The 12,710-nt window shown below is 58.4% G+C and carries 11 protein-coding genes and 7 tRNA genes; 12 read left to right on the top strand and 6 right to left on the bottom strand.

The window, feature by feature from the left end; genetic code table 11:
• A complete protein-coding gene (locus tag CAURIM_RS07595) occupies positions 1-615 on the bottom strand; it encodes a DUF3000 domain-containing protein (protein WP_144656534.1) in 615 nt (204 codons plus the stop codon).
• Between the two features lie 176 nt (positions 616-791).
• Here CAURIM_RS07595 and hemQ point away from each other — a divergent pair, with 176 nt between their 5' ends.
• Complete coding sequence (gene hemQ / locus CAURIM_RS07590; RefSeq protein WP_201828061.1) at positions 792-1,493, top strand: hydrogen peroxide-dependent heme synthase; 702 nt, start codon at positions 792-794, stop codon at positions 1,491-1,493.
• Between the two features lie 56 nt (positions 1,494-1,549).
• On the opposite strand, the gene msrB is transcribed toward hemQ, so the two are convergent.
• The 4 genes from msrB to CAURIM_RS07570 form a co-directional block, all read right to left on the bottom strand.
• Complete coding sequence (gene msrB / locus CAURIM_RS07585) at positions 1,550-1,963, bottom strand: peptide-methionine (R)-S-oxide reductase MsrB (protein ID WP_201828064.1); 414 nt, start codon at positions 1,961-1,963, stop codon at positions 1,550-1,552.
• Positions 1,960-3,171, bottom strand: a complete 1,212-nt coding sequence (locus CAURIM_RS07580; RefSeq protein ID WP_201828067.1) for a glycosyltransferase family 87 protein — start codon at positions 3,169-3,171, stop codon at positions 1,960-1,962. The genes msrB and CAURIM_RS07580 overlap by 4 nt, the downstream gene beginning before the upstream one ends.
• 11 nt (positions 3,172-3,182) lie before the next feature.
• Positions 3,183-3,833, bottom strand: a complete 651-nt coding sequence (locus tag CAURIM_RS07575; protein WP_070446781.1) for a dihydrofolate reductase family protein — start codon at positions 3,831-3,833, stop codon at positions 3,183-3,185.
• 91 nt (positions 3,834-3,924) lie between these two features.
• Positions 3,925-4,821, bottom strand: a complete 897-nt coding sequence (locus CAURIM_RS07570; protein WP_253587836.1) for a TDT family transporter — start codon at positions 4,819-4,821, stop codon at positions 3,925-3,927.
• A 298-nt stretch (positions 4,822-5,119) separates the two neighbouring features.
• Here CAURIM_RS07570 and CAURIM_RS07565 point away from each other — a divergent pair, with 298 nt between their 5' ends.
• Positions 5,120-6,331 carry an IS1249 family transposase gene (locus CAURIM_RS07565; protein WP_201828073.1) on the top strand — a complete coding sequence of 404 codons (1,212 nt, stop codon included), beginning with the start codon at positions 5,120-5,122 and terminating at the stop codon, positions 6,329-6,331.
• A gap of 206 nt (positions 6,332-6,537) precedes the next feature.
• Here CAURIM_RS07565 and CAURIM_RS07560 read toward each other — a convergent pair.
• Positions 6,538-6,612 (bottom strand) — tRNA-Val (locus tag CAURIM_RS07560).
• Between the two features lie 290 nt (positions 6,613-6,902).
• Between CAURIM_RS07560 and CAURIM_RS07555 the strand changes: the two genes are divergently transcribed.
• The 10 genes from CAURIM_RS07555 to CAURIM_RS07510 all read left to right on the top strand — a co-directional run bounded on the left by CAURIM_RS07555 (position 6,903) and on the right by CAURIM_RS07510 (position 12,661).
• Positions 6,903-6,978, top strand: a tRNA-Gly gene (locus CAURIM_RS07555).
• 62 nt (positions 6,979-7,040) lie between these two features.
• Positions 7,041-7,112 (top strand) — tRNA-Val (locus tag CAURIM_RS07550).
• Positions 7,113-7,150: 38 nt separating this feature from the next.
• Positions 7,151-7,226: transfer RNA gene (locus CAURIM_RS07545), tRNA-Gly, on the top strand.
• A gap of 31 nt (positions 7,227-7,257) precedes the next feature.
• Positions 7,258-7,328 (top strand) — tRNA-Cys (locus CAURIM_RS07540).
• A gap of 32 nt (positions 7,329-7,360) precedes the next feature.
• Positions 7,361-7,432 (top strand) — tRNA-Val (locus tag CAURIM_RS07535).
• A gap of 43 nt (positions 7,433-7,475) precedes the next feature.
• Positions 7,476-7,551, top strand: a tRNA-Gly gene (locus CAURIM_RS07530).
• Positions 7,552-7,723: 172 nt separating this feature from the next.
• A complete protein-coding gene (locus tag CAURIM_RS07525) occupies positions 7,724-9,814 on the top strand; it encodes a vWA domain-containing protein (RefSeq protein ID WP_201828075.1) in 2,091 nt (696 codons plus the stop codon).
• 188 nt (positions 9,815-10,002) lie between these two features.
• The gene (locus CAURIM_RS07520; protein WP_070711296.1) at positions 10,003-10,590 is read left to right on the top strand and encodes a copper resistance CopC family protein; all 588 of its coding nucleotides are present in this window, start codon (positions 10,003-10,005) and stop codon (positions 10,588-10,590) included.
• 76 nt (positions 10,591-10,666) lie between these two features.
• A complete protein-coding gene (locus CAURIM_RS07515) occupies positions 10,667-11,323 on the top strand; it encodes a copper chaperone PCu(A)C (RefSeq protein WP_201828078.1) in 657 nt (218 codons plus the stop codon).
• A 66-nt stretch (positions 11,324-11,389) separates the two neighbouring features.
• Positions 11,390-12,661 carry a Dyp-type peroxidase gene (locus tag CAURIM_RS07510; protein ID WP_070719200.1) on the top strand — a complete coding sequence of 424 codons (1,272 nt, stop codon included), beginning with the start codon at positions 11,390-11,392 and terminating at the stop codon, positions 12,659-12,661.
• Positions 12,662-12,710 lie beyond the last annotated feature (49 nt).

The raw sequence follows: 12,710 nt of genomic DNA, 5'->3' as shown, positions 1-12,710 counted from the left end.
TTAGCGTCCGAGTTCGGCTACGCCCTCTGGCGGCAAACCAGCGACGAGGGAGAGGACTTGCGCAAAAGCTTCGACGTGTGGGGCGAGATCCAGACCGGAAGCAGTCCACGAGGCGCGCATTTCTAATTGGTAGGCGCGCGGTGGTCCGCCAATTTCGCCGAAACGAACGGAAGCGGTCGAGGTAACGGTGCCTCCCAAGTTCGTATGCGTAGCTTCGCGCACGTCGAGGGATTCAGTGAGCCATTCCCAGGCGACGTCGGGAAGCAGCGGGTCCCCGGCGACGGCATCGTCCAAGTCTGCCTGGATGTAGGCCACCAGGCGCATCGCACCTTCCCATGCTTCCTCAGCGCCTGGGTCGTGCAACAGGATGAGGCGGCCGAAGGCATCGCCTTCAGAGTCAGTAGGGATAAGGTCCCCGTGTTCTGTGCGCTCAACCTCGAGGCCGATAGCGTGGCTGAATGGAGCCAGGCGTTGCGGTGGGCGGATGGTGCCCAAGGTGATTTCGGGGCGCAGCTGTGCGGCATGGAGGGACTCGACGGCCTCCGTGAAGGCGGTCGGAGTGCTCGGCTCCGCAGGGCGCGATTCGGCGGAAGAGGCGGCGGCGCGATCGTGCAGGTTGGTCGGTGCCCCTGCAAGGTTGCGCGAAGAAACGTCGGAATTGCTCACGGGGATCAAGGTATAAGCTCCGCCCGTGTGGCGGTGGAAGGCGCGCCGAAAGGCTAGTGGCGCGCGGGGGCGCCTCCAACTTATGATGGATAAGAAACTCTGTCGGTTGAAAGAAGGAGAAAGGCATGTCGAAGGTCAACTTCGCCGAGCTCAACAAGGTCCAGCGCTACTCGCAGCACGCGGTATTTCAGGTGATCCCGGGTGCGTTGGGCACGGAGCGCGAGGAGATCGTGGCACAAGCACAGAAGTTCTTTGCTGAGCTCGAGGACGCAGGCGTGGTTACCGTTCGCGGTATCTACGATCTCTCCGGGATGCGGGAGAGCGCTGATTACATGATCTGGTGGCACGCGGAAGAATTCGCCGACATCCAAAAGGCTTTCGCGGATTTCCGCCGCGAGACCGTCCTGGGCCAGGTTTCTGAGGTGACGTGGGTAGGAAATGCTTTGCACCGCCCGGCGGAGTTCAACAAATCTCACCTGCCGTCCTTCATCATGGACGAAGAACCTGGCGAGTGGATTTCTGTCTATCCCTTCGTGCGTTCCTACGACTGGTACACCATGGATGAAGAAAAGCGCCGCCGCATCCTCATGGAGCATGGCATGCAGGGCCGTGATTACCCGGATGTGCGCGCAAACACCGTGCCGGCCTTCGCGCTGGGTGACTATGAGTGGATCCTGGCCTTTGAGGCCCCAGAGCTGCACCGCATCGTGGACCTGATGTACCTGATGCGCTACACCGAGGCTCGCCACCACGTGCGTGAGGAAATTCCCTTCCACACCGGCCGCCGCGTGAAGGACGTCGCTGAGCTCATCGCTATCCTGCCTTAAGAGCTGCGATAATTCGCGGTAGCGGCAGCGAAAGGCACCGGAAGCCGGTTGAGGGTCTAGTCCTCGACCGGCTTTTCTTCTAGGTCGAGGCAGATGGAATTAATGCAGTAGCGCAGGTCCGTCGGCGTATCGTAGCCTTCGCCTTCGAAGACGTGTCCAAGGTGGGATTCGCAGTTGGCGCACAGCACCTCGATGCGGCGCATGCCCAGTGAATTGTCTTCACGCTCAATGATGGCGTCGCCGGCCAAAGGGGAGAAGAAGGACGGCCAACCGCAGTGCGACTCGAACTTTTCCGTGGAGCGGAAGAGCTCGGCACCGCAGGCCCGGCAGGAGTACACACCCTCGGCGGTGGTGTTGGTGTATTCACCGACGTGCGGTGCCTCGGTGCCAGCATCGCGCAGGACGTGGTATTCCTCCGGACTTAGGCGCTTGCGCCATTCAGCATCAGCAATGAGCTTGAAATCAGTCATGCAGGGATTTTATCGCTCGCTTGATGCTTGGGGCTAGTGCCTCGCTCCGCAGCCCACCAGCCGGCCACCGAGGCGGCGGTGACCACAATGAGCAGTCCCCACCCAAGGGTAGCGATAAAGACGCTCATCCAGTGCGCGGCGGTGGGCATGCTGGACGACGTCCACTCGAGCGGCGCCAAGAATAAAAATGCGGCCAACCATGCTCCCCACGTGTGGAAGACCGAGCGCGCAAGTACCACCGTAAACAGCATGGGGATAAGCCACATGGAGTAATACTGCTGACCCAGGGAGGAAAGGAAGAAGATGCCGACCATGATGGCACCACTGGTGCTCAGCGCCCAGAAGGTGGGCTCACTGTCGTGCCAGCGCAGCAGACCGAGGATCGCCACTGCCGCTAGAGCTGCGAAGAGCAACCAGATGGGATAGTAGATGATGCCGGGGAGATCGAAGTAGGCGCGCACGCCCGGCCACGAGGCGTTGGCATAATCGCGCGTGGTGGACAGGTAAGGCACAAGGTTGGCGCGGAAGCCCTCCACGCCGGGGACGAACGGCCAGGCTGCAAGGTTGACTACCAAAGGTACGGCTACGCCCAAGCCTACAGTGAGCCAGCGCTTGCGGACGAGGGCGAGGAAGAGCAGCGGGGCAAATTGTGGTTTGACCAGAATTGCCAGTCCGATGCACAAGCCAGCGGCCCAGCCGTGTTTATCCAACAAGGCCAAGAACGCCACCATCGCGAGCAGCAATAAACCGTTGATGTTGGTAAAGACCAACGTGTTGATAACTGATTCGGTAGCGAAGGCAGCAGCGATGCTGACCGGCCACAGTGGGCCCCGCAGGCTGTGGCCCACGAAGCGGGTCAACACGGCTAGTGCAGCGATGATGGCGGCGGCGTTGGCCAGAATGAAGGCGATGCGCGCGTGTTCCTCGGACACGAGCCCCAAGGGGGACAAGAGGACCGTGGCGCCTGGGTTATACAGGTAGAGCGGTTCGACGAAGGAATAGTTTTGCTCGTAGACCGGGGTGCCCTCCCACAGGTTCCGGATCGCGCGGTAGACGGTGCCGAAATCATCAGTCACCGTGCCGTTGAAGGCGAGCACGAACACGCGATGGAAAACCAAGACGATGGCGGCGGGCCACGCGGCGGCCGTCCACAGTCGCGCGGAATCAGCGAATGTGGAATCTGAGGGTGAGGGAGCCGGAGAAGTCACGGCAGCACAGTTTACGGGGTCTGAGTGCGCCGGTAGCGCAGAAACACCGTGTTGTCGACGGCGGTGACGTTCTCTAGCTCGAGCTTGAGCGCGGGGGAGGTGGCCTCGCCGTCAACGACTGGCTTTTCGACGGAAGGGGAAAGGTGCGGATCAAGCGTCAAATACAGCTTGTCTACGAGGCCTTCTGCGATAAAGGCGGAGTAGACGGATGGCCCACCTTCACAACTGATGCGGCGCGCGCCCTGGGCGCGGAGGGCAGCAATAGCCTCGCTCATGGTTCCGGTACCTGTGCTGACGACTTCGGCACCAGCGTCGGCTAAGCGCCGTGCCTCGAGTGAAGATGCGCGTTCTGCGGGGGTAAGCACGAGGGGGCCAGCTGCAATGAAGTCCTCGAAGCCGGAAAAATCGAGGGAGTGGCTGAAGACGGCGAGACGGGTATTTGACGCCGGCCCATAATCTTCTGCTTTCACCGTGGCTGAGCCGACGACGGCAACGTCCGCCCACTCGCGTAGGGCGGCAAAGAGTTCAGCGTCGGTGTCGTTGCCCATCGGTTCGGAGGTGCCATCGATGGTGGCGGAGCCGTGGAGCGTACTCACCGCAATTAAGCGGATTCCTTCTTGGTCTGGGCCCAGCAGGCGTTCTATCAGCGCAGTGTCACTCATGGCGCCCCACGGTACCTCAAAGGGTGACTATGCCTGGGCTGGGCTGCCCCTGCGCTGGACTGGGCTGTGGGCTGGGCCGAGCTTCAGAAGTTTAGGCGCTCTGGAGCCGCCACGTGCCGAAACGCAGCGCGGAGGCTCCCCAGTGGAGCAGCAAGAGCACCAGTAAAGCGAAGGACAACTGGTGCCAGCCTTCATCCCATGAGCCTAGGCACAGCGTTCCGACTGGGAAGGTCGAACCCCACCAGCCGGGGCCGTAGGGAGCCCACGCGAATACCGCTTGGTAGAAGCAGTACATGGCGAATGCTACGCAGGGTGCTCCGATGGCGAACATGATGATGCCGTAGAGGTGGGCGTCAAAAAGCAAAGTCGAGGCGGCCGTTGATTGACCAACCACGCCCAGCGGGATCCACGCTGTACCAGCAGCTGCGCCGCACGGCCTATCTCGGCGTTGTACAAGAGACCGGTAACAGTAGGCGAACAGCGGAATTGCCGTGATGAAGGTGAGGAAGAAGCACAGCTCGCCGGCAAAGTGATAGAACTGCCCATGGTTGATAGCCAATTGGCCTGCGGAGGTCGCCGCCACCATAGGGGAAACCAGCGCTAGCCCCCAAGGAAAAGCGGGCTTGTCGTAGTGGTGCGGCTGCTGGAATAACCCCCAGAGCTGCCACAGGCACACCACGACAGAAAGCGGTGCACCAATCCACCAACTTACTAACTGGAAGGCAACGTTTCCGGTTAACGCAGTCCACGCCGAGCCGCACGCCAGCAGACCCATCGTGTACATCCCCCACGCCGCCATGTTCTGGTGCCGAGGAGGTTCATTCTTTGCCCCCACGGTAAAAATCACCAGCAGCATTGCTGCGATAAGAGCGAAGACAATTTGGCCTACGTCTAAACCATGTAAACCCGACAAAGTTGACGCAATGGAGGTTCCCATCAAGGCGCCTGCCCAGGCTGGGCCAAACTTTGGCAACTGCACGAAAATCATCCTATTCCTGCACTTGTTGCTAGTGAACTTTTATGGAGTAATTGGATAACTGCGCCAGGGGGGCAGGTTCAATGTTGTGCAGGCTTGTTCGACCGTGCCGTGACCCCAACGCGTTAAGGTATGCGGGCTTAAGGGACATTTCGTGTGGATAAACCGATACGGATTCCTGGGGCAGCCTGGGATAATGCGGTGATCTTGATTTTGGATCGGTTCCAACGGCCCGATCTGTGAAATCAACACTGGATAGTCCTAGGTCTGTGATAGGAGGACTGCTGCTGGTGCGGTAAGGCCAATTCCTATGGCTAATAGGAATCGGCCGTCGTGTGACGTGTGCGGCCATGGACTGGTTAAGAACGGCAAGACCGCGGCAGGAACCCAACGCTGGCTATGTCCTAAATGCAACGTTTCATCGATTAATACCCGCGCACACGCCAGCGAGATTCGGCATTTCAAAATCTTTATTGACTGGATTCTCTCCGGCGAATCTGCAGACCATTTAGCCAAGCGCCTTGGGGTAACAAGGCGGACTTTGACCCGGTGGTTTAAGCTGCTGTGGTTTATCACCGTGCCCACTTCTTCTGACCCCTATCGTGTTTACGATCAGGTCTTTATCGACGGCACCTACTTTCACAAGAAATGCCTGTTGGTAGCCTGCACCAATACACACGTCATCGCCTGGCATTGGTGCCTGCGTGAAAGCTCATACGAGTACCTGAAACTGCTCGACAAAATCGCGCAACCACTCATCGTCACCACCGACGGGGCAGGCGGAGCGCTCAAGGCACTGCGCACTAAATGGCCCGACGTTGCCATTCAGCGCTGCCTAGTTCACGTCCAGCGCAACACTTTTGCTGATATCAGCCGCAACCCGATTCACCCAGCGCATAAAGCAATCCGGAAACTGGGCTACATGCTTGTCCAAGTACGCAACCGTGAAGATGCTGCGCGGTTTACAGCTGCAGTCCACCACACCCGCATTACCTTTGCTGATTGGCTTAAAGAGCGAACCTACCGCAGTGCTATACCGGCAGGCCAAGTACCGAAATGGGTCAGCCCCAACCAGAAATGGTGGTACACCCACCGCAACGCCCGCAGGGCTCTAAAACGGCTAGAAAAGCTCATCCACGCCGGACAATTATTTACCTTCCTTGACCCGCCTGAAGGTGTCACGCAAGACTTAAAAGCCACCACGAACCTGCTGGAAGGCGGCATCAACAAACAACTCAAAGACTTAGCCGGAAACCATCGTGGCATGTTCGATGAGCATCAGCGCATCACCATGGACTGGTGGCTCTACACCCACACCGAAGACCCTGTAGCGCCACTGGAGTTAGCCAAGCAACAAGACTTCGGACGCCAAGGAGAAAAAGCAGCACGCGCAGCCTGGGCAAGAGAAGAACTCACACGACGCGGCCACCCAGACGGGCGACCAGCCACATACGACATCCACATCGACAGCGAATGGAACCCCAGCTTAGGCATAAGAAAAGGCTGGGCCGGACGCTCCTAAATCCACACGAAATGTCCCTTAGTGCGACACGCCGCAAATCCACACGAAATGTCCCTTAAGCCGGTATGCGTCTAGCTCCGGTGGTCAGTATGAGGCGCAACGAGAAAACACCCCCGCGAGAAAGGATGAATGCAGGTTTATTATCCTCATCATCTCCACGTGGAGGCTTTTATCCAGTACTGCATGTTGCTGACTCGCAGTAATAATGGTGGTCCTAGCTGGGATTGAACCAGCGACCTTTCCGGTGTGAACGGAACGCTCTCCCACTGAGCTATAGAACCTCGGTGCAGGCTTTAAAGTACACCGCGCATATGGAAACCCCTAATCGTCCAGCTCAACCGTGTTTTAATTTGTGGCTTGTCGGCACTAGAGCCTTGATGGAGTTAATAAGGGGGCTTGCAACCGCCATCCCTGCCGTGTCCGTTGTAACTGCAGTCTCAATCACACTGATGTAATCTGAATCCTGTTGGAAGTCAGGGGATTAGTGCCGTGGGCTGCGGATTTGGAAACTGGGGCGGCGCACGATAAAGTTTCTTCTCGCACCACGGCATACCGGCCGGGAACGTGCAATGCGGATGTAGCGCAGTTGGTAGCGCATCACCTTGCCAAGGTGAGGGTCGCGAGTTCGAGTCTCGTCATCCGCTCCAGGACTTTCTTGAAGTCAAGGTCACTTGGCTAGGTTCAAGTAAGAGTCTTGATAAATGCATAGGCGCGATTAGCTCAGTGGGAGAGCGCTTCCCTGACACGGAAGAGGTCACTGGTTCAATCCCAGTATCGCGCACAAGGACTTAGTCCTAGAAACCGGGCCTGGTTTCGAATGCGGATGTAGCGCAGTTGGTAGCGCATCACCTTGCCAAGGTGAGGGTCGCGAGTTCGAGTCTCGTCATCCGCTCCAGCACATGTAGTGTGTGAGGCGGTATCGCCACGGTGGAATGGCCGAGTGGTGAGGCAACGGTCTGCAAAACCGTGCACACGGGTTCGATTCCCGTTTCCACCTCAAGAGCAGGCGCCCAACTCTGGGTGCCGTGAGCGCGTTTAGCTCAGCGGGAGAGCGCTTCCCTGACACGGAAGAGGTCACTGGTTCAATCCCAGTATCGCGCACAGGGTTTCCACTAGGAGCCCACGACGAGCGAGAGCTCGTCACGCGGATGTAGCGCAGTTGGTAGCGCATCACCTTGCCAAGGTGAGGGTCGCGAGTTCGAGTCTCGTCATCCGCTCCACATCGAGTGCCCCTCCAAATTGGAGGGGCACTTTTAGTTTTCTGTCTCCCGGATTTTAAGGGGGGTTAAGGATTAAGGGGGGTGAGGGGGCTCTTCCCCGTCAGCGAGAGAACTTCCAGTCAGCTGTTTATGATGTTTCTCACAGTCTTGTCGTCTCAAGGAAGTAGACATCATGAAAGCCTTTTCTCCACCTTCGTCTTCCCCGCAGGGCCTGTTACGCGGGGTCTTTGCTATTCTCGCAGCGCTACTCATCGCGTTTCTCACCGTCGTTGCGGTGCCAGCGTCTGCGCAGAATCCGACCGGGGTGTCGTCCAGCACAGCTCCGAGCTCCGAGGCCGCTACCACGAATAACCCGGAGTCCGGCCCCGATGGGGACGCCGCAGATCCCGAGAGCGGCGCGACGATGCTTGTTCTCGATTCTTCTGGCTCGATGAATGCGCAAGACGCTGGCGGGCAGACCCGCCTCGACGCCGCGAAGGACGCAACGAAGAAGTTCGTCTCTGAGCTTGGTGGGACTATCCCACTAGGTCTTGTTACTTACGGCGGCACGGTCGACGAAGCACCAGAGAATCAGGAAGCAGGGTGCCAAGACATCCACGTGGTCAGTGGCCCCAAAGAGGATGTAGGGGATTCTTTCACTGGCCCGATCGATGCGCTCCATGCAAAGGGCTACACCCCGATCGGTGATTCCCTGAAGAAGGCCGCCGAGGAATTGGGTGGCCAGCACGGCACCATTGTGCTTGTCTCTGATGGAATCGATACCTGTGCGCCGCCGCCAGTATGTGAGGTGGCCAAAGAGCTTCACGAGCAGGGCGTCGATCTGGTCATCAACACCATTGGTTTTAACGTCGATGAGGAGGCCCGAAAGGAGCTCTCCTGTATTGCAGATGCCGCTGGCGGCGAGTATCTTGACGCCGATGATGCAGACTCATTGGCAGCGATGATCAAGAAGGCAGCAGGGCGCGCCGCGGACATCTATCAATCCGATGTTGAACAGATTGAAGGCACCGAAGACATCAGCCGACCAACGCAGCTTCCACGCTGGGAGTCTGGTGAGGACTTCATCTTCCGCGCGGAGTTGGATGCCCCACCGAACGGCGGCGAGGAATCTCGCACCGATTTCCATGCTGAGTCATGGTCGATCCCCGTCAAGCCGGGTGAGCGCTATGTGGCGACGATGTACAAGACACTTGAAGGTGCAGTGGGAACACCGAACGACCTGTATTTGAAGACATTTTTCGGCGATGGTACAGAACCGCCAACGGGTACGCATGGTGGCGACGAAGGCTCAGATGATTGCACAGCTGACTGGGAAAGTGCGAACACCGGCACTGTATCTGAGGCCTTGGCAAACGCTAGCGCTTATACCTACGAAATCGGTTCCAAGAATTGCCAGGGCGACTTGGTCTTGACGGCGATGCGCGCAGGCCAGTACAAGGCCGATGAACCTTTCGACGTGGAGATTCTGCTTCACCGTGTTGACCCAGTATCCAACATTGACGAGCTTGTTAGTGGTCTTAGCAGCGAGCTGGACGGCGAACTCCATGCCAACGCCAACGATGCTGAACAGATGGCTCCCGGAAACTGGTTTGACAATGCCACGGAGCTTCGCAGCGGTCAGGCCATCGAAACCGACATTGTTCAGGGCGAAGCGCACGTCTACAAGGTCCCCATGAAGGAAGGACAGCAGTTGGCTGCCGCAATTAGAGCTGGAGAGGCTTCGGATAAGAAGGCTCTCCAGTACTCAGGCCTCGATGTGTCTATCCTCAATCCAGTTCGTGAGAAAGCTGGAGAGCATGAGTCTTTGATCTGGCCCGATGAGGGGGACGAGGGATCGGTCTCGGCAGCAAACCCTATTGCTTTCACTAACCGCTTCAGCTCGGATTCTGCACCCTCTTATGGCAACGCGAACTGGTTGGAGGGTGACTACTACATCGTGGTGACACTAGATGCAGGTACGGGGAATAATCTAGCGGATAGTGAAGGCAATTTCACTGACAAACGTGCCACCATGAAGTATTACCTCACGTCCAAGGTGTTGGGGGAGCCAATCCAAGGCCCAATCTATGAACCCGTCAAGGACCAGACTGAGGCACCGAAGAGTGATGGTGACGAAGGAAAAGTGGACCAAGCAGCAAGCGCCGATGAGGATGAAGGCTTTGGCTTTGGCATTCTTGGCTATCTCTTAGCCGCTGCGCTGGGCATCATCGCTGTTGCCGTAATCATCCTGGTAGTTATCCTTCTGCGCGGACGTAGCCACTAGAAGTCTTATAAGAAACACGACCTTGCTGCTGGAGAGGGCTGGGAACTTTTCCGCCGCGTGCAACGACTACTTGGTAACCTCGCGCATTTCGCGCGGGGTGAGGATTGGCTCGAGGATCCCTCCCGGCGATAGGATGAGGGAGCCTTCAATCAAAAGTTTCATCAGACCATCAAGGAGTAGTCCGGGAAATGCAGCTGCGTCAGGTCACTACGGGAATTGCCGCTGGGGCCGCGGGCCTTGCGATTGGGTTGTCCGCGCCGCTAGCGGTGGCACATGACTCAGTCATTGGCGGAAACGTGGTGGGTGACGCACCGCTGGAAGAGTTTCCGCGTGAAATCACACTAGAGTTCTCTGGTATTCCCCGGGATGACTTCAATACTTTTGCCGTGAGCGATAAGTCAAGCGGCGAGGTGCTCTTTGACGCCACCCCAACCATTGATGGCCGCAATCTCACCGTTGAGGTTCCTCAGGACATCGAACCTGGCGATGGTGAATACCAGGTAGGTTTCCGCATTACCTCCTCCGATGGCCACTCCACGCTCGGTTCCGTGCCGTTTAGCGTGGGCTCTGGGGCCGGCGGACATGAGGCTGCAGATGCTTCTGCTGATGGTGCCAAGGAAGGCGAAGAGGCGCAGGAGTCTCAGGATCCGCTGAGCTCCTTGCCCACCGCGGCCAGATGGATCATTGGCGTAGGGGCAGTTCTCGTTGTCGGCGCAGCGCTTTTTGCCTTCGGAGCAAAGACCCGCCGCGCTGGTGGAGAAGGCTCAGAAGGCTAAACACCACCAGCCTCCGATGAGGCGAGGGTCAATCCGTACTTTCCTTAACTACTGTTACTGCAGAAAGGCATGTCCCATGCTGAATACCCGTTCTTTCCTCCGTGTCTCCGTGGCGGCCCTCGCAGCCGGCAGCCTGACCTTGGCGGCTTGCTCCCCGAGCGAAGAGGATTCCGCCGCAGCTCCGTCGAGCGCCGCAAGCAGCGCGGAGCAGGACAAGAACGCAGAGACCAGTACTTCGGCTTCTTCCTCCGCTGAGTCTGGCGTAACGTTCGAGGATGCTGTTGTGCGCGCCATGGAGAAGGACTCCGATATGACCGCTATCTTCGGCACGCTCCACAACAACACGGACAAGGATATCAACGTGGTTGGCTTCAGCTCTTCGGTGAAGGCGAAGCACTATGAGATCCATGAGGTTGTCGATGGCGTCATGCAGGAGAAGGAGGGCGGCTTCGATATCCCTGCCGGCGAATCCATTGAGCTCGCGCCGGGCGGTTTCCACTTCATGTTGATGGGCGTGACCGAGCCTGTTATGGCCGGTGAGACTGCCACCCTCACGCTGGAGCTTGCCGACGGTTCCTCCGTCGAGCTCGGCGATATCCCGGTGCGCACCATTGGTGCCGGCGACGAAGACTACGGCGGTATGGACCACGGATCCATGGACCATGCAGAGCACATGGACCACTCGGAGTCCGCAGACATGTCTGACATGAAGAAGGAAGAGCACGCGCACTAGAAACTAGCGTGCTCTGGGCCAAAGTAGGCAAGAAGTCGGTTCTCACGAGATAGGGAGAAATCAAGGATGAGCGGGTTCGCGGAACCTGTCAGCCGGCGTGGATTACTCGCCGGAAGTGCTGTGGCGGCAAGCGCGGTAGCGCTTGCAAGCTGTGCGAAAGGGGATGAACCTGGACAGGCATCTGCGGATGCCTCCCGCGCAGCACAGGCTGGGGACGCCGGAAGCACCGGTCCGGACAGCCGCGAGGAGACCATGGGCGGCGATATCGTCGCCTTCGACGGAAAGCACCAAGCGGGCATCCAAACTCCGGTCCAAGCGCACGTGGAACTGGTGGGCTTTAATCTGAAAAAGGGGACCACCGCACGCGGCGCGGCCGCGCTCATGCGCCTGTGGACAGAAGACGCCCGCCGTCTGTGCACCGGTGAGAACCCGTTGGGCAGCCTCGAACCCGAATTGTCTACCACCCCAGCAAACCTCACCGTCACGTGCGGTTGGGGAGAGGGATTCTTCGACACGGTGGACGTCGCCAAGCCCAGCTGGCTGCGCGATATCCAGGCTTTTGACCATGATGACCTCCGCCCGGAATGGGGCCAGACAGATATCGTCCTGCAGATCTGCAGCGATGACCCTTTCACTGCCGCCTTCGTATTGCGGCATATGACCCGCGCGGGCAAAGATTACGCCGATGTTGCGTGGATCCAACAGGGATTCAGCCATGCCTATGGCTCCGCACCGAAGGGTATGACTCCGCGCAACCTCTTTGGGCAAAAGGACGGAACGGTCAATCCCCGAAGCGATGAAGACTTCAACGAACAGGTGTGGATCGAAGACGGCCCCTTCGCCGGCGGCAGCGCCATGGTGGTACGCCGCATTCACATGAACCTGGACACATGGGAGCAGCTTGATCGCGCGGCACGTGAGAACTCGACTGGGCGCACGCTCGATACCGGAGCTCCTATAGGCGCTAAGGACGAGTTCGACCCGGTGGATCTGGATGCCCGCAACGAGTTTGGGCTCAAAGCCATTGATGAAAACTCGCATGTCGCCAGAGCGCATCCGCCGGCAGAGCATCCAGAACAAAAGCTTTTGCGTCGCCCGTATAACTACAACCTGCCGCCGACTCCGGAGACCACCCAGCGCGGTGAACTTAGCAACGCGGGATTGATCTTCATCTGCTACCAGAAGGACCCGACGACGCAGTTCGAGCCTATTCAAGCGCGCCTTGATGAAGCGGATCGCCTCAATGAGTGGATTCGCCACATTGGTTCGGCCGTGTATTACATGCCGGCCGGAACTGAAGGCGAAACCTTCTGGGGCGAATCGCTCATACGCAGTTAAGAGGGGTAGACTAAGCCGCTGTAACTTTCTCGTTGAGTGCTGCTCGGCC

Origin of the sequence: Corynebacterium aurimucosum (assembly GCF_030408555.1) — a bacterium.
Taxonomy (GTDB): Bacteria; Actinomycetota; Actinomycetes; order Mycobacteriales; family Mycobacteriaceae; genus Corynebacterium; species Corynebacterium aurimucosum.
This window is presented reverse-complemented; position numbering and strand designations above follow the sequence as displayed.